Genomic DNA, 16,594 nt, shown 5'->3' with positions numbered 1-16,594 from the left:
TGGCTCACCAGGTGCGCGCCCACACGGCGTACTCGGCGGCGCGGAGCCGGTCGAGGGCGGCGGTGGAGAGCGGCTCGGCGGCGTCGATGACGACGTAGCCGAGCCCGTCCTTGGTGGAGAGCAGCTGGTCGACGACGTTGTCGCCGGCCTCGGCGAAGGTGGCGTTGAGATCGGCCAGGACGCCGGGGACGTTGCGGTGCAGCAGGCCCAGGCGGCGGCCGGCGGGCAGCTCGGGGGGCTGGACGGCGGGCAGGTTGACCGACAGGGCGGTGCTGCCCTCGAGGGCGAACCGGGCGAGCTTCTCGGCGACGAACCAGCCGATCTCCTCCTGCGCCTCCTGTGTGGAGCCGCCGATGTGGGGCGTCAGGATGACGTTGTCGAGACCGCGCAGGACCGAGTCGAACGGGTCGCCCTGGGCCTTGGGCTCGGCGGGGAAGACGTCGACGGCGGCGCCGGCGACGTGGCCCGACTGCAGGCAGTCGCGCAGTGCCTCGTAGTCGACGACCATGCCGCGGGAGGCGTTGATGAACAGCGCCCTCGGCTTCATCTGCGCGAACTCGGCGGCACCGAAGAAGCCGGCGTTGCCGGGGCGGCCGTCGACGTGCAGGCTGACCACGTCGGAGACCTCGAGGAGCTCGCGCAGCGACCGCACGCGCCGCGCGGTGCCGTGGGCCGGGCGGTCCGCGGTGTCATAGAAGACGACGTTGAGGCCGAGTGCCTCGGCGACGGTCGAGAGCTGGGTGCCGATGTTGCCGTACCCGACGATGCCGAGCGTGCGCCCGCGTACCTCGTGGCTGCCCTTGGCCGACTTGTCCCACACGCCCTCGTGCATCCGCTGGGTCTTCTCCGGCAGCCGGCGGGCGAGCGCGATGATCTCGGCGATGACCAGCTCGACCACGCTGCGCGTGTTGGAGTACGGCGCGTTGAACACGCCGATGCCCGTCGCGGCCGCGGTCTTGAGGTCGACCTGGTTGGTGCCGATGCAGAAGCAGCCGACGGCCACGAGGTCGCCGGCGGACTCGAGGACCTTGGTCGTCACGTTGGTGTTGGACCGCACGCCGAGCAGGTGGACGCCGGGGAGGGCGGCGATCAGCTCGCCCTCGGACAGGGAGCCCGCACGCAGGTCCACGTCGTAGCCGCGGGCCTCCAGCGTCTCGACGGCGGCCGGATGGATGTTCTCGAGCAGCAGGGCCTTCACAGCGGAATCCTACCGGCGCGGCGGTGCCCGCCCGGTGTCAGGCCGCTGCCGTGGACACCCGTGGAAAGTCGCGAACGGGCCGGTGAGTCCGGCGTCCGCCACGAGTACGTCGTTGCAGGGGACCACCTCTGTCCAAGGGGCCCGAAAAGGCGGAACCGCCCCTCGCCGCGGACGGTGAGGGGCGGTTCCGTGAGCTGACTCTCGTGACTGACTCAGCTCCAGTCGACGCTGAAGTAGCGCGTCTCCTGGTACTCGCGGATGCCCTCGTGGGCGCCCTCGCGGCCGATGCCGCTCTGCTTGACCCCGCCGAACGGTGCGGAGGGGTCCGAGACGATGCCGCGGTTGATGCCGACCATGCCGGCGTCGATCCGCTCACCGAGGCGCAGCGCGTCCTGCAGCCGGCCGGCGAAGACGTAGGCCGCCAGGCCGAACTCGGTGTCGTTGACCGACGCCAGCAGCTCCTCCTGGTCGGTCCAGGTGACGATCGGCGCGACCGGGCCGAAGATCTCCTCGGACAGGATCGGCGCGCCCATGGGCACGTCGACCAGGATCGTCGGCGGGAAGAACCAGCCGGTCTCCGGCACCGTGCCCTGGACCGCCACGCGCGCGCCGTCGGCGACGGCGGCGTCGACGAGCTTGGTGATGCCGGTGAGGGCCTTCTCGCTGATGACCGGGCCGATCTGGTTGGTCTCGTCCGCGGACGGGCCGACCTTCAGCGCCGAGACGGCGGTCGAGAGCTTCGTCACGAACTCGTCGGCCACGTCCGCGTGGACGTAGAACCGGTTGGCGGCGGTGCAGGCCTGGCCGCCGCCGCGGAACTTGGCGATCATCGCGCCGGCGACGGCCGCGTCGACGTCGGCGTCGGCGGTGACGACGAACGGCGCGTTGCCGCCGAGCTCCATGCTGGCGTTGAGGACTCGGTCGGCGGCCTGGCGCAGCAGGGTGCGGCCGACGCCGGTGGAGCCGGTGAAGCTGACCTTGCGGACCCGCGGGTCCTCGAGCCAGGCCGTCACGACGCCGGCGGCGTCGGTGGTCGGGACCAGGTTCACCACGCCGGCCGGCACGCCCGCCTCGAGCAGGATCCGCGCGATGGCCAGTGCGGTGAGCGGGGTCTCCGCGGCCGGCTTGACGACCACCGTGCAGCCGGCGGCCAGGGCCGGGGCGATCTTGCGGGTCGCCATCGCGGCCGGGAAGTTCCACGGCGTGATGAGAGCGGCGACGCCGACGGGGGCGTAGGTCACCAGGGTCTTGGCGTTGCCGGCCGGCGCGTCGCCGTAGGTCCCCTCGCCGCGGACCGCCTCCTCGCTGAACCAGCGGAAGAACTCGGCGGCGTAGGTGACCTCGGCGCGGGCATCGGCGACGGACTTGCCGTTCTCGGCGGCGATCAGGCCGGTGAGCAGGTCGGCGTCGCGGATCATCAGGTCGTAGCAGCGGCGCAGGGTCTCGGCACGGACGCGGGCCGGTGTCGCGGCCCAGGCCGGGAAAGCGGCGGCGGCGGCGTCGACGGCGGCGGTCGCGTCGGCGACGGTGCCGTCCACGACGGTCTCGATGACCGCGCCGGTGGCGGGGTCGTGGACCTCGAAGGTGTTCGTCATGGTCGTCTCCAGGTCGGGGGTGAGGGTCACGGGTAGAGGCCGCGCAGCTGGTGTGCCTGGGCGACGCGCTCGACGGCGAGGCAGGTGGCCGCGGTGCGCAGGGGGACGTCGAGCCGGGTGGCGGCCGCGTTGACCGAGTCCCACGCGTCGAGCATCCGCTCGGCGAGGCGGGCCTCGACCTCGACCTCGCTCCACCAGTAGGCCTGGTTGGCCTGCACCCACTCGAAGTAGGACACGATCACGCCGCCGGCATTGGCCAGGATGTCCGGTACGACGAGGCGGCCGGCCTGCTGCAGGATCCGGTCCGCCTCGGGCGTGGTCGGGCCGTTCGCGCCCTCCACGATCACCGTCGCCCGCACCCGGCCGGCGTTGTCGGCGCGGAGCACGCCCTCGACGGCGGCGGGGACGAGCAGGTCGACCTCGGCCTCGAGCACGGTGTCGGCGGGGACCGGCTCGCCGCCGGCGAAGCCGACGACCGAGCCGGTGGCGTCGACGTGCGCCTCCAGCGCGACGATGTCGAGACCGGCCGACGCGAAGATCGCGCCGTACTGGTCGGACACCGCGAGCACCCGGGTGCCGGCCTCGGCGAGGAAGCGGGCGGCGTACCGGCCCACCTTGCCGAAGCCCTGCACGGACGCCGTGGCGCCGTTCGGGTCGATGCCGCGCGAGCGCAGCGCCGCCAGCGCGACGTGGACGACCCCGCGCGAGGTGGCGGTGGCCCGGCCACGGGAGCCACCGAGGCTGATCGGCTTGCCGGTGGTGACGCCGAGGACGGTGTGGCCCTGCTGGACGGAGTAGGTGTCCATCAGCCAGGCCATGGTCTTCTCGTCGGTGCCGATGTCGGGCGCCGGGATGTCGCGCTCGGGGCCGATCAGCGGGCTGATCTCGCTGGTGTAGCGGCGGGTCACCCGCTCCAGCTCGGCCTGCGAGTAGTTGCGCGGGTCGATCCGGACGCCGCCCTTGGCGCCGCCGTAGGGGACATCGAGCAGCGCGCACTTCCAGGTCATCCACATCGCCAGCGCGCGGACCTCGTCGAGGTCGACGTCGGGGGAGTAGCGCAGCCCGCCCTTGGCCGGGCCGCGGGAGAAGTTGTGCTGGACCCGGTGGCCCACGAACAGCTCGGTGCTGCCGTCGTCGCGGCGCAGCGGGATGCTGACGGTGACCTCGCGGCGCGGAGTCGCGAGCATCTGGTGCAGACCCTCGTCGTAGCCGAGCAGCGTGGTGGCCTCCCGCAGCTGTTCGCGGGCGTCGGCCAGCGGCCCGGTCGCCTCGGCGACGGGCTGGTGGAGCGTGGTCATCAGCTCTCCTGGAAGACGTCCGTGAGGAGGTCGAGCGCCTCGTCGAGCAGGTGGTCGGGCATGGAGAGCGGCGGCAGGAAGCGCAGCACGTTGCCGTAGGTGCCACACGTCAGCACGACCAGGCCCTTGGCGTTGGCGGCGGCGGCGACCCGCTTGGTGAGGTCGGCGTCCGGCTCGGTCGTGCCGGGCTCGACCAGCTCGACGGCGATCATGGCGCCCCGGCCGCGGACCTCGCCGATGCGCGGGTCGCTCTCCTGCAGCGCGGCGAGCCGCTCGGTCATGGTCTTGCCGATGGTGCGGGCGCGGTCGACCAGGCCCTCGGCCTCGATCGTCTCGAAGACGGCGAGCGCGGCGGCGCAGGCGAGCGGGTTGCCGCCGTAGGTGCCGCCGAGGCCCCCGGCGTGGGCGGCGTCCATCAGCTCGGCGCGGCCGGTGACGGCGGCGAGCGGGAGGCCACCGGCGATGCCCTTGGCGGTCACGATCAGGTCGGGGACGACGCCCTCGTGGTCGCAGGCGAACAGCTCGCCGGTGCGGGCGAAGCCGGTCTGGACCTCGTCGGCGACGAAGACGACGCCGTTCTCGCGGCACCAGGCCACCAGGGTCGGCAAGAAGCCCTCGGCCGGGACGATGAAGCCGCCCTCGCCCTGGATCGGCTCGATCACGACCGCGGCCAGGTTGGCGGCGCCGACCTGCTTCTCGATGACGTCGATCGCCGTGCGGGCCGCGGTGACGCCGTCGAGACCGCCGTCGCGGAACGGGTAGGACAGCGGGGCGCGGTAGACCTCGGAGGCGAACGGGCCGAAGCCGCTCTTGTACGGCATGCTCTTCGCCGTCATCGCCATGGTGAGGTTGGTGCGGCCGTGGTAGGCGTGGTCGAAGACGACGACGGCCTGCTTGCCGGTGGCCGAGCGGGCGATCTTCACGGCGTTCTCGACGGCCTCGGCGCCGGCGTTGAAGAGCGCGGAGCGCTTCTCGTGGGTGCCGGGGGTGAGCTCGTTGAGCTTCTCGGCGACCGCCACGTAGCCCTCGTAGGGGGTGACCATGAAGCAGGTGTGGGTGAACTCGGCGACCTGGCGGGTCACCGCCTCGACGACGCGCGGCGCGCTGTTGCCGACGGTGGTCACGGCGATGCCGGAGCCGAGGTCGATGAGCTGGTTGCCGTCCGCGTCGACGAGGATGCCGCCGCCGGCGGCCACGACCTGGACGGGCAGGCCGACCGCGACGCCCGAGGCGACCGCCTTCGCCTTGCGGGCCGCGAGCTCCTGCGAGCGCGGGCCGGGGATGGCGGTGACGAGGCGTCGCTCCTGGGTGATGCCAGGGCCGCCGGAGGTGTGCCCGGAGGTGGTGTCGGTCATGGGGACGACGGTAGGCCGCCGACCGTGTCGGCCACCATGTCCCTACTGCACAATCTGGATCGTCATGTTGTGCAAGAATGGCACCATGGTGACCGTGGCCGACCTGGTGGCGAGGTCCGGGCTCGGCCTGCGCCCGGCCGCGGGCGCCCCGCCGCTCGACGGACCGGTGCTGCGCTGGGTCGCCACGAGCGAGCTGGCCGACCCGACGCCGTACCTCGAGGGCGGCGAGCTGCTGCTCACCACCGGCCTCGGCACCCGCGGCTGGAGCCAGGAGTGGGCGGCCTACGTCGACCGGCTGGCCGACGCCGGCGCGGCCGCGCTGGGCCTCGGCACCGGTCTCACCCACGAGCGGCTGCCGGACGCCCTGGTGACCGCGTGCGCGCACCGGGGCCTGGTACTGCTGGAGGTCCCGCGCGCGACCCCCTTCGTCGCGGTGTCGCGCGCCGCGGCCGAGCTGCTCCAGGACCAGGAGGCGGCGACGACCCGGCTGGCGCTCGACCTCCAGCGCCGGCTCACCCGGGCGGCGCTCGGCCTGGACCTGCGCCCGCTCGTCGAGCGGCTGGCTCAGCTGCTCGACGCCAGCGTCGCGCTCGTGCAGCGCGACGGCGAGCCGGCCGAGGGGCCGCTCGGCACCCACCCGGAGACCCTCGACCTCGCGCTGGTCGCCGCCGAGGTCGCCCGGATCAAGGGCCAGGGTCTCGGCGCCGTCTCCACCACCGCCCGCGACGGCGACACCACGGTGGTCCGCCCGATCGGCCTGGCCGGGCGCCCGGAGCTGTACCTCGCCGTCCGGCTGGCCGGTCCGCTCGGCGACCCGCAGCGCTCGGCGGTCAGCACCGCCGCCGTCCTGCTCAGCCTCGCGGTCGAGCGCCGGGCCGAGCGCCGCGCCGCCGAGCGTCGGCTGCGCGGCCGCGCGCTGGAGTTGCTCTGCGTCGGCGACCTGCGCTCGGCGGAGGTGCTCCTCGATGCCGCCGAGGGGGGCCGGTCGGTGCCCGAGCGGCTCCGCGTCGTCCGGATGGCCGGGCCCGAGGAGGCGCTCGGCGACCTGCTCGAGCGGCTCGAGGACGACCTCGCCGATGACGGGGTCCTCGCCGGCCGGGTCGACGACGAGCTGGTCGCGGTCGCGCCTCCGGCCCGGCTCGCGGCCGTGCTGGCCGCCGTCGCCGACCGTGGGCTGCGAGCCGGGATCGGTCGGGCGGTGTCCGCTGCCGACGCCCGCCGCGGTGCCGAGACCGCCGGGCACGCGCTCGACCGCACCACTGCCGCGAGCCCGGTCCGGCGCTGGGAGGAGGTCGCCGACGCGGGGCCGCTGGCCCTGGTGCCCGAGCCCCTCGGCCGGGAGTACGCCGCCGCCTTCCTCGCGCCCCTCGACCCCGAGCACCGCACCACCCTGGCCGCCTTCCTGCGCCACCACGGCTCCCGCGGAGCCGTCGCCGACGATCTCGGCGTCCACCGCAACACCGTGCGCAACCGGCTCGCCGAGATCGAGCGGCTCACCGGCCTCGACCTCGACGACCCCGCCGCCCGGGTCGGCGCCTGGCTCGCGCTGGAGCTGGCCGCGGATCAGTCCTGACGGAGCTCGCTGCGTCGTACCTTCCCCGTGAGCGTGCGCGGCAGCTCGGCCAGGAAGGCGTACTCCTTGGGCCGCTTCGGCGGCGCCAGCCGCTCGCGAGCGAAGGCCCGCAGCTCGTCCTCGCCGGGCCCGTCCGGGCCGACGACCACGGCCGCGCACACCCGCTGGCCCCATTGTGGGTCATCGACGCCGTGGACCGCGACGTCGACGACGCCGGGGCAGGTGCCGAGCACCTGCTCGACCTCGGCGGGGTAGACGTTGACGCCGCCGCTGATGACCAGGTCCTCGCGGCGGCCGTCGAGGTAGAGGTAGCCGTCGGCGTCGAGCCGGCCCAGGTCGCCGACCGAGAACGCCGGGCCCTCGGGGGTCTCGCGCCAGGCGGCGGCGGTCTTCTCAGGCGCCCCGAAGTAGCTGAACCGGGCGAAGTCCGGCACGCTGCACCAGATCGTCCCGTCGGGATCGGTGCGGAGCGTGCGGCCGGGGCGGGCGCGGCCGACGGTGCCGGGGCGAGCCAGCCACTCCTCGCTGCGGCAGGCCGTGAACTGGCCCTCGGTGGAGCCGTAGAACTCCCACGTCGAGCCCGCCGCGAAGGCGTCGACGAGGCGGTGCTTGAGGTCGGTCGGGCACGGCGCGCCGGCGTGCGCGACCAGCCGGAACGACGACAGGTCGGGCATGCCGCGCTCGTCCCAGTGCGCGAACAGCCGCTGCAGGTGGGTCGGCACGCAGAACATCGTGGTCGGCCGCTCGGCCTCGATCGCCGCCGTCACCGCGGCCGGGTCGAACGGTCCGGGGATCACGATCCGGCCGCCGGCGAGGCGGGTTCCCATCGCGAAGCGCAGCGGCGCGGAGTGGTACAGCGGACTGAGCACCAGGTTCACGTCGTCGGGGGAGAAGCCCCACAGGTCGCGCTCCTCGGCGACCAGCGCGGCGGCGTCCTCCGGCGACAGCAGCCCGGAGTAGACGCCCTTCGGCACCCCGGTCGTGCCGCTCGTGCAGTGCATCGGCCGGCCCAGCGGCAGTCCCGGCTCGGGGAGACCGGCGATGAGCGCGGCCAGCTCCGCGTCGGTCCGGACGACCGCCGACGGCTCCAGTCCGGCCAGGATCCGCTCCTGCTCGGTAGGCGTGAGCCGCGGGTCGAGGGGGATCGGGAAGACCCCGGCGGTGAGCATCCGCAGCACCGCGTCGACGTACGCGTGGGACCCGGGCAGGAGCAGGGCGACCCGTTCGTTCTCCACGGGATCACAGTAGGGTCCGGATGTGCGCGTCGGACTGACCGGGGGGATCGCCTCGGGGAAGAGCACTGTCTCGTCGATCCTGCGGGAGCTGGGCGCCGTGGTCATCGACGCCGACCTCATCGCCCGCGAGGTGGTCGCCAAGGGCACGCCCGGCCTCGCGGCCGTGGTCGAGGCCTTCGGCCCCGAGATGCTGACCCCCGAGGGTGAGCTGGACCGGCCCCGGATGGGCGCCCTGGTCTTCGGTGACGAGGCCGAGCGGCGCCGTCTCGAGGGGATCGTGCATCCGCTCGTCTTCGAGAGGTACGCCGAGCAGGAGGCCGCCGCCCCCGCCGGCGCGATCGTCGTTCACGACATCCCTTTGCTCGTCGAGTCCGGCCGGGCGGGGGAGTTCGACGCCGTGATCGTCGTCGACGCCCCCGAGGAGCTGCAGGTCGAGCGGATGGTGCGCGACCGGGGCTGGACCGAGGAGGACGGGCGCGCCCGGATCGCCGCCCAGGCGAGCCGGGAGCGGCGGCGCGCCGTGGCGACGTACCTGATCGAGAACACCGGGACGCGCGAAGACCTCCGCCAGCGTGTGACGGAGGTCTTCGACGCTCTGGCGGGTGTGGCTTAGGCCGCCATGTCGGGGTCGCCGAGCCGGCGCAGCTTCTGCAGCGCCTCCCGCTCGAGCTGGCGCACCCGCTCGGCCGAGATGCCGTGCTTGACGCCGATGTCGGCGAGCTTGTGCTGGCGGCCGTCGGTGAGGCCGTAGCGCGAGCGGATGATGTCGGCCGCGCGCGGGTCCAGCTGGTCGACCAGCGTGTTGAGGCGGTCGCGGGCCTCCACGTCGAGCACCGTCAGGTCCGGGCCGGGGGCGGTCTCCTGGGCCATCAGGTCACCGAGCGAGGTGTCGCCGTCCTCGTCGACCGGGGTGTCGAGGCTGACGTGCTCGCGGCCCCACGCCATCAGGTCGAGGACCCGGTCGACCTCGAGGCCGAGCTCGGCGGCGATCTCCGCCGGCTCGGGGTCGCGGCCCAGCTGGCGCTCGAGGGTACGGCGAGCGCCACCGACCTGGTTGAGCTCCTCGACCACATGGACGGGCAGCCGGACCACGCGGGCCTGCTGCGCGATGCCGCGGGTGATGGCCTGACGGACCCACCAGGTGGCGTAGGTGGAGAACTTGTAGCCCTTGGCGTAGTCGAACTTCTCGACCGCGCGGATCAGGCCGGTGTTGCCCTCCTGGATCAGGTCCAGCATCGGCATCTGCGCCCGGCCGTACTTGCGGGCGATGGACACCACGAGGCGCAGGTTGGCGTTGATGAACTCCGTGACGGCCTTGCGGCCCTCCTCGGCGATCCACTCCAGCTCGGCCTCGGAGGCCTGCTTGGGGGCACCGCCCTTGCGGCGGCCGACCCTGCCCTCGGCGAGCAGGTGCTCGGCGTACAGGCCGGCCTCGATCGCCTTGGCGAGCTCGACCTCCCGTGCCGCGTCGAGCAGGGGGGTGCGCGCGATCTCGTCGAGGTACAGCCCGACGCTGTCGCGTCCCTCGATCTCGCGTCCGGTGTTGCGCGTCCTCGTCATCGTCGCTGCCATGGCGTCCCTCCTTGCCCGTGCGGCTGGAGCCCATCCGCACCTGTGGTTCCCAACACCGGGGAGGTACCCGGGATTCCCGGAGACCTTCGGTGTTGCTCTCACCGGCTTTGACGTCCGAGAAACCCCGGAAGTTGCGCCTGAGGACGAATCTCAGGGAGTTCTCAACTTGCGGGCTCCACCTCGGCCAGGCCGAGGCGGTCCAGGATCCACGCGAGCGAGAACGCCCGGTCCTCCCAGGCGCGGTACCGACCCGAGACGCCGCCGTGGCCGGCGGCCATCTCGGTGCGGAGCAGCACGTCGGCCCGCGGCGCCCGCTCACGCAGCCGCGCGACCCACTTGGCCGGCTCCACGTAGAGCACCCGGGTGTCGTTGAGGGAGGTCTCGGCCAGGATCGGCGGGTAGGGCAGGTCGGCGACGTTCTCGTACGGCGCGTAGCCGGCGATCCGCTCGTAGGCGACCGGGTCGTCGCTCGGGTTGCCCCACTCGTCGTACTCGGGGACGGTCAGGGGGAGCGTCGCGTCGAGCATCGTGGTGAGGGTGTCGACGAACGGGACGCCCGCCACGAAGCCGCCGAACGCCTCGGGCGCCTGGTTGGCGACCGCGCCGATCAGCAGGCCGCCGGCGCTGGCGCCCTCCGCGACGATCTGCCCGGACGTGGTCCAGCCCGTCTCGACCAGGTGGCGGGCGGCGGCGACGAAGTCGTCGAAGGTGTGCTGCTTGTGCTCGAGCTTGCCGTCGTCGTACCAGTGCCGGCCCATCTCGCCGCCGCCGCGCACGTGGGCGATCGCGAACGCCGCGCCCCGGTCGAGCAGGGAGAGGCGGGCGACCGCGAAGTAGGGGTCGATCGAGGCCTCGTAGGCGCCGTACCCGTAGAGGTGGACGGGAACCGGGTCCGTCGTCCGCACGCCCTTGCGGACCACCAGCGAGATCGGCACCTGGACGCCGTCGACCGAGCTGGCCCACAGCCGGTGCTCCTCGTAGTCGTCGGGGTCGTAGCCCCCGAGCACGGGAGCCTGCTTGCGCAGCACCAGCTCGCCGGTGCGCAGGTCGTGGTCGTAGACGGCCGAGGGGCGCGCGAGGCTGGTCATCCCCACCCGGATCGTGGGCTGCTCGAACGCCGGGTTGCTGCCGGCGCCCACGGTCGCGAGCTCGCCGGGGAACTCGACGAAGCGGTCGCCCGTGACCGGGCTCTCGGGATCCTCGCCGAGGTCGAGGATGCGGACCTGGCTGGTGCCGCTGCTGCGCTGCTGGACGACCAGGTGGCTCTCGAAGGCGTCGACGTCCTCCAGCCGGACCGCGAGGTCGTGGGGGAGCAGCGGCTGCCAGTCCGCGGGCTTCGTGGGCATCGCGGGCGCGTGGCCCAGCTCGAACTCCGGCCCGGTCGCGTTGTGCAGCACCAGGAACCGGTCCTGCCCGCCGACCACGGCGTGCTCGAGGGAGTACTCCACGCCGTCGGTGCGCGCGGCGAAGCAGACCGGCTGCGCCTGCGGGTCCGCGGCGTCGAGGACGTGGAACTCCGAGGTCGTCTTCGAGCTGGCCGCGATCATCACGTAGCGGCGGCTGCGGGTGCGACCGACGCCCACGAAGTAGCGGCCGTCGGGCTCGTGGAACACCAGCTCGTCGTCGGCCTGGGCGGTGCCGAGGCGGTGCCGCCAGACCTTGTCGGGACGCCAGGCCTCGTCGACGGTCGTGTAGTAGAAGTGCTCCGGCGAGCCGCCCCAGGTGACGCCGCCGAGCACGTCGGTGAGCACGTCGTCGTGCAGCTCGCGGGTGGCCAGGTCGAGGACCCGGACGGTGTAGCGCTCGTCGCCGACCACGTCGACGGCGTACGCCAGGAGGCGGTCGTCGGGACTGACCGACGAGCCGCCCAGCGAGAAGAAGTCGTGGCCCTCGGCGAGCGCGTCGAGGTCGAGCAGCGTCTCCTCGCCGGGCAGCGCCGGCTCGTCGGGACGCGCGTCGGCGGCGGGCTGCGGGGGAGTCCAGTCGTCCGGGTCGCTCACGGGGACGCGACAGCTGGCGCCGTACTGACGGCCCTCGAAGGAGCGGCCGTAGTACCAGAACCCGCGCACCCGCGTCGGCACCGACAGGTCGGTCTCCAGGGTGCGGGCCTTGATCTCGTCGAAGATCCGGGCGCGCAGGTCGGCGAGGTGGGCGGTGCGCTCCTGGGTGTAGGCGTTCTCGGCCTCGAGGTGCGCGATGACCGCCGGGTCCTCCTTGTCGCGCAGCCACTCGTACTCGTCGGTGCGGGTGTGGCCGTGGTGCGTCGTGGTGACGGGGTGGCGCGGGGCGCTCGGCGGGACGGGCATGCCCGGAACGCTACTGCCACCGGGTCAACGCGGGGTCGTCGGCAGGGAAGGAGCGGACCGGGCCCGGCGGGGTCTCGGCCGTCTCGAAGCGCACCGTCACCACGCCCCTGCCCGAGCCCCACACCCAGCCGCGGCCGTGCTCGGCGTGGACGACGTCCATGCCCGGCGCCCAGGTCGCGCTGCGCCAGCGGGCGCCGGCCTGGTCGGGCTCCGCCGCTTCGTCCTCGTCCGTCTCCTCGTCGGTCTCCTCGGACTCGGTGGCGAAGAGGTCCTCCTGGATCCAGTCGGCCAGGCCGGAGACGCCGACGCCGAGCAGCCGGACGCCGGCCGAGGTGTCCAGGTCCTCCAGCAGGGTCCGCGCCAGCCGGGCGACGGTCGCGGGGTCGTCGGTCGGGGCGGGGAGTGTCGAGGAGCGGCTCAGCGTGGTGAAGTCGTAGAGGCGGACCTTGATCGTGACCGTACGGCCCGACAGCCCGCTCTTGCGCAGCCGCTTGGCGACCTCGCCGGCCTGGCGGGTGACGATGGCGCTCATCTGCTGACGGTCGGTGAGGTCGGTCTCGTAGGTGCCCTCCACGCTCACCGACTTGGTCTCGCGGTCGGGTACGACGGCCCGGTCGTCCTCCGCGCGCGCCAGGTGGAACAGACCCTGCCCTTGGGCCCTGCCGACCAGCCGGACCAGCTCCTCGAGGCCGACCCGCTCCAGCTCCGCGACCGTATGCACGCCCGCGCGGCGCAGCCGCTCGACCGTCGCGGGCCCGACCCCGGGGATCACCGAGACGTGGAGGGGACGCAGCAGCTCCAGCTCGGTGCCCGGCTCGATCACCACCAGCCCGTCCGGCTTGCGCAGGTCGCTGGCGATCTTGGCGAGGAACTTCGACGACGCGACGCCCACCGAGGCGCTCAGCCCACCGGTGACCTCGCGGACGCGCCGGCGGAGGTCGTCGGCGAGCGCGGTCACCGTCGGCACCTCGAGATCGGGCAGGTCGGCGGCGGCGAGGTCGACGAACGCCTCGTCGAGGGACAGTGGCTCGACCAGGGGCGAGCAGTCGCGCAGCACCGCCATCACCGCGGCGCTGCTGGCGCGGTAGGCCTCGAACCGGCCGGAGAGGTACGCCGCGTGCGGGCAGCGGGCGCGCGCCTCACGGGTCGACATGGCCGACCGGATGCCGTACGCGCGAGCCTCGTAGGACGCCGTCGACACCACCCCACGCCCGCCGGTGCCGCCCACGACCACCGGCTTCCCGCGCAGCGAGGGCTTGTCGCGCTGCTCGACGGCCGCAAAGAACGCATCGAGGTCCAGGTGGAGGACCGAGGCGTGGGGGCGCACCGACGTCACGTTAGTGCTCACGGCGGACATCGCGATCCCTCGCCTCTCCACAAGCGGTCCTCCGGACGCCCTCCTCCACAGGCCCTCCCCGCGCACCCAGGTCGCGTCGGACCTCCCGGCGAGGGTCCTCGCCATGACCACGACACCCCGTCTCGCCACCGCCCTGACCGTCCGCGAGCCCGCGGACCTCCTCGCCGCCGTTCCGGTCGTGCTCGGCTTCTGGCCCGAGCAGTCCGTCGTCTTGATGACCTTCGGCGCCCACCACCCCTTCCACGCCCGCGTCGACCTGCCCCCACTGCTCGAGCGGCGGCCCGCGGCTCGCCGCGACCTCGCGCACGTGCTGCTCGAGCCCGCGCGGCGCCACGGCGCCACCCATCTCGTGCTGCTCTACTACACCGACGAGCCGGCAGCGGGCGAGGCCGCGCACCGCGCTCTGCGCCGGCTCTGCCGGCGCTGGGGCCTGGTCGTCGCCGCCGCGCTGCTCGTCGACCGCTCCCACTACCGCGACCTCGCGTGCCCCGAGCCGGCCCGGCGACACCCCTACGACCTCTCCACCCACCCCTTGGTCCTCGACGCCCAGGTGTCGGGTCGGCTCGCCCACCGCTCCCGAGCCGACCTGGTCTCCTCGCTCGACCCCGATCCGGCGGCCGCCACCGCCGTCAGCTCGGCCCTCGTCGCCGGCCGCTACGCCGACGCCGGTGTGCCGGCCGACGGGCGGGCGATCCGCGACGCGGGCGAATGGGTGAGCCACGCGGTCCACGACCTGGTGGTGGACCAGGTGCTGCCGTGCGACGCCGATCTGGCCCACCTGCTGTGGGTGATGCAGGCCGGCCGAGTGCGCGACGCGGCCTGGGCCGCCATCGCCCGCCCCACCGCCCGGGCCCATGTCCGGCTGTGGGCCGACGCCGTCCGGCGGGCTCCCGACACCCTCGTGGCCGCGCCGGCCGCGCTCCTCGGCTGGGCGGCCTGGCAGGCCGGCGACGGCGCTCTCGCCTGGGTCGCCGTCGACCGGTGCGTTCGCGCCGAGCCCGGCTACCGGATGGCCGAGCTGCTGGCCACGATCCTCCAGGGTGCGGTGCCGCCGCAGAGCTGGCAACCCGGGTTCGCATGGGACGAGGGGCTGACGGAGGTGATTTGAGGCTGAGCCTGGATCCACCGATCTGCCGCTCGCTACGGCGCCCGTCCGCCGATCGAGGCTAAGGTCGGTGCATGGGAGACGACGTCGCGGCCCAGGAGTTCACCCCCGGCGATCGGACCCGCTATCGGGAGAAGGTCCGGCGCTGCCTCGATGTGTTCGAGCGGATGCTGCGCGAGTCGGCGTTCGACACCGACGACCCGTGGACGGGTGTCGAGGTCGAGCTCAACCTGGTCGACGCTGCCGGGGACCCGGCGCTGCGCAATGCCGAGGTGCTCGAGGCGATCGCGGACCCCGACTTCCAGACCGAGCTCGGCCAGTTCAACATCGAGCTCAACCTGGCGCCGGGACCGCTGGCGGGCGGCGGGCTCGAGGGCTACGAGAAGCAGCTGCGGGCCAGCCTCAACCATGCCGAGGAGAGCGCGGCGGCGCTCGGGGCCCACCTGGTGATGATCGGGATCCTCCCGACGCTCGCGCCCGAGCACCTGCGGGCCGAGGTGATCAGCGCCAACCCGCGCTACCGGCTGCTCAGCGAGCAGATCCTGCGGGCGCGCGGCGAGGACATTCTCATCGACATCCGCGGGGTGGAGCGGCTCAACGCCACCGTCGACACGATCATGCCGGAGGCGGCCTGCACCAGCACCCAGTTCCACGTGCAGGTGAGCCCGGACCAGTTCGCGTCGTACTGGAACGCGTCCCAGGCGATCGCCGGCATCCAGCTCGCGGTCGCGGCCAACTCGCCGTACCTCCTCGGCAGGCAGCTGTGGTCGGAGACCCGGATCCCGCTGTTCGAGCAGGCCACCGACACCCGCGGCGAGGAGCTGAAGGCGCAGGGCGTGCGGCCCCGGGTGTGGTTCGGCGAGCGCTGGATCACCTCGGTGTTCGACCTGTTCGAGGAGAACGTCCGCTACTTCTCGCCGCTGCTGCCGGTGATCGACGAGGAGGACCCACTCACCGTCCTGGAGGCGGGCGGCACGCCCAACCTGTCCGAGCTGCGGCTGCACAACGGGACGATCTATCGCTGGAACCGGCCGGTCTACGACATCACCGGCGGCCTGCCGCACCTGCGGGTGGAGAACCGGATCCTCGCGGCCGGCCCGACGGTGCTCGACACGGTCGCCAACGCGGCGTTCTACTTCGGCCTGGTCCGGGCGCTGGCCGAGAACGACCGGCCGCTGTGGTCGCAGATGTCGTTCAGCGCGGCGGAGGAGAACTTCCACAGTGCGGCGCGGTACGGCATCGACGCCGAGGTCTACTGGCCGCAGCTGGGCCGGGTGCGGGCCACCGAGCTGGTCGTGCGCCGGCTGCTGCCCCTGGCCCGTGAGGGCCTGGCGGCGTGGGGAGTGTCGTCCGAGGAGGCGCACCGCTATCTCGACGTGATCGAGCAGCGCTGCCTGGCCGGCACCAATGCCGCGGACTGGTTCTCCCGGCGGGTGGGGGCGCGCGACGACGCCGACCGCTACGACGCGCTGCGGGCGGTGCTGGGCGAGTACCGGCAGCGGATGCACGGCAACGAGCCGGTGCACACCTGGGACCGCTGAGGGCCATTTCCGGAAGTCGGGACACGGGCGTCAGGTACGCCTCAGCCGGGTCCACCGCCGCCCGACGCCCGAGCGAGGGTCGCGCCACGAGCGCCGGGTGACCACGACCAGGTCGAGTCGTACGCCGAGCTCGGGGCCGGCACAGCCGACGGCGGCCGCCCAGGCGAGGTCCTCGACATCGTGCCCGTCGGGGGTGCGGGTCAGCCAGACGAGGGGGACCACGTCGCGGTCGAGATGGTCGCGGCACATCGCCTCGAGCACCTCGGTGCGCAGGGCGAGGTCGAGCGGCTCGTCGGGGCGGACCTCGAAGGAGCGGACCTCCGCGCCGGGGATGCCGACATGGAGGGTCGGCGGCAGCTGACGGCGACCCTCGGCGGCGGCGTACCCGCGTACCGCGCGCAGGAGCACGCGCTCGAGCAGGGTCGGGACCGGCTCCTGGATCATGCGGGGGAGCCTGCC

General features: G+C 73.6%; 13 protein-coding genes. 4 read left to right on the top strand and 9 right to left on the bottom strand.

Annotated features, from left to right (window positions below):
• Positions 1-4: 4 nt before the first annotated feature.
• The 4 genes from serA to gabT all read right to left on the bottom strand — a co-directional run bounded on the left by serA (position 5) and on the right by gabT (position 5,446).
• Entirely contained in the window at positions 5-1,198 is a 1,194-nt protein-coding gene (gene serA / locus ACUP6Y_RS13360) for a phosphoglycerate dehydrogenase (protein ID WP_462551213.1), read from the bottom strand.
• Positions 1,199-1,410: 212 nt separating this feature from the next.
• On the bottom strand, positions 1,411-2,793 hold the full coding sequence (locus tag ACUP6Y_RS13355) for an NAD-dependent succinate-semialdehyde dehydrogenase (RefSeq protein ID WP_462551212.1): 1,383 nt from the start codon (positions 2,791-2,793) through the stop codon (positions 1,411-1,413).
• Positions 2,794-2,819: 26 nt separating this feature from the next.
• Positions 2,820-4,091 (bottom strand): Glu/Leu/Phe/Val family dehydrogenase, encoded by a 1,272-nt coding sequence (locus ACUP6Y_RS13350; protein ID WP_462551211.1) that lies wholly within the window; start codon positions 4,089-4,091, stop codon positions 2,820-2,822.
• The gene (gene gabT, locus ACUP6Y_RS13345) at positions 4,091-5,446 is read right to left on the bottom strand and encodes a 4-aminobutyrate--2-oxoglutarate transaminase (protein ID WP_462551210.1); all 1,356 of its coding nucleotides are present in this window, start codon (positions 5,444-5,446) and stop codon (positions 4,091-4,093) included. Before gabT ends, ACUP6Y_RS13350 begins: the two co-directional genes overlap by 1 nt.
• Positions 5,447-5,531: 85 nt before the next feature.
• Here gabT and ACUP6Y_RS13340 point away from each other — a divergent pair, with 85 nt between their 5' ends.
• Positions 5,532-7,019, top strand: coding sequence for a helix-turn-helix domain-containing protein (locus ACUP6Y_RS13340; protein WP_462551209.1), 1,488 nt, complete (start codon positions 5,532-5,534; stop codon positions 7,017-7,019).
• On the opposite strand, the gene ACUP6Y_RS13335 is transcribed toward ACUP6Y_RS13340, so the two are convergent.
• Positions 7,010-8,254: a class I adenylate-forming enzyme family protein gene (locus tag ACUP6Y_RS13335; RefSeq protein WP_462551208.1), complete on the bottom strand. Its 1,245-nt coding sequence runs from the start codon at positions 8,252-8,254 to the stop codon at positions 7,010-7,012. The two genes, ACUP6Y_RS13340 and ACUP6Y_RS13335, sit on opposite strands and share 10 nt — an antisense overlap.
• Before the next feature lie 22 nt (positions 8,255-8,276).
• On the opposite strand from ACUP6Y_RS13335, the gene coaE reads away from it, so the two are divergent.
• Entirely contained in the window at positions 8,277-8,867 is a 591-nt protein-coding gene (gene coaE / locus ACUP6Y_RS13330; RefSeq protein ID WP_462551207.1) for a dephospho-CoA kinase, read from the top strand.
• Here coaE and ACUP6Y_RS13325 read toward each other — a convergent pair.
• From ACUP6Y_RS13325 to ACUP6Y_RS13315, 3 genes are all read right to left on the bottom strand, one after another.
• Positions 8,864-9,826 carry a sigma-70 family RNA polymerase sigma factor gene (locus tag ACUP6Y_RS13325; RefSeq protein ID WP_462551206.1) on the bottom strand — a complete coding sequence of 321 codons (963 nt, stop codon included), beginning with the start codon at positions 9,824-9,826 and terminating at the stop codon, positions 8,864-8,866. The genes coaE and ACUP6Y_RS13325 overlap by 4 nt on opposite strands.
• Before the next feature lie 161 nt (positions 9,827-9,987).
• Complete coding sequence (locus ACUP6Y_RS13320) at positions 9,988-12,132, bottom strand: S9 family peptidase (RefSeq protein WP_462551204.1); 2,145 nt, start codon at positions 12,130-12,132, stop codon at positions 9,988-9,990.
• A 10-nt stretch (positions 12,133-12,142) separates the two neighbouring features.
• Positions 12,143-13,459: a DNA polymerase IV gene (locus ACUP6Y_RS13315; protein ID WP_462556726.1), complete on the bottom strand. Its 1,317-nt coding sequence runs from the start codon at positions 13,457-13,459 to the stop codon at positions 12,143-12,145.
• A gap of 133 nt (positions 13,460-13,592) precedes the next feature.
• Here ACUP6Y_RS13315 and ACUP6Y_RS13310 point away from each other — a divergent pair, with 133 nt between their 5' ends.
• Positions 13,593-14,597 carry a DUF4192 domain-containing protein gene (locus ACUP6Y_RS13310; RefSeq protein WP_462551203.1) on the top strand — a complete coding sequence of 335 codons (1,005 nt, stop codon included), beginning with the start codon at positions 13,593-13,595 and terminating at the stop codon, positions 14,595-14,597.
• A gap of 71 nt (positions 14,598-14,668) precedes the next feature.
• Entirely contained in the window at positions 14,669-16,135 is a 1,467-nt protein-coding gene (locus tag ACUP6Y_RS13305; RefSeq protein WP_462551202.1) for a glutamate-cysteine ligase family protein, read from the top strand.
• A 30-nt stretch (positions 16,136-16,165) separates the two neighbouring features.
• On the opposite strand, the gene ACUP6Y_RS13300 is transcribed toward ACUP6Y_RS13305, so the two are convergent.
• Positions 16,166-16,579 carry a hypothetical protein gene (locus tag ACUP6Y_RS13300; protein WP_462551201.1) on the bottom strand — a complete coding sequence of 138 codons (414 nt, stop codon included), beginning with the start codon at positions 16,577-16,579 and terminating at the stop codon, positions 16,166-16,168.
• Between the last annotated feature and the right edge of the window lie 15 nt (positions 16,580-16,594).

Source organism: Nocardioides sp. S5-5, assembly GCF_054954065.1.
The sequence above is the reverse complement of the archived record's forward strand: the minus strand, read 5'-3'. Positions and strand labels throughout refer to the sequence as shown.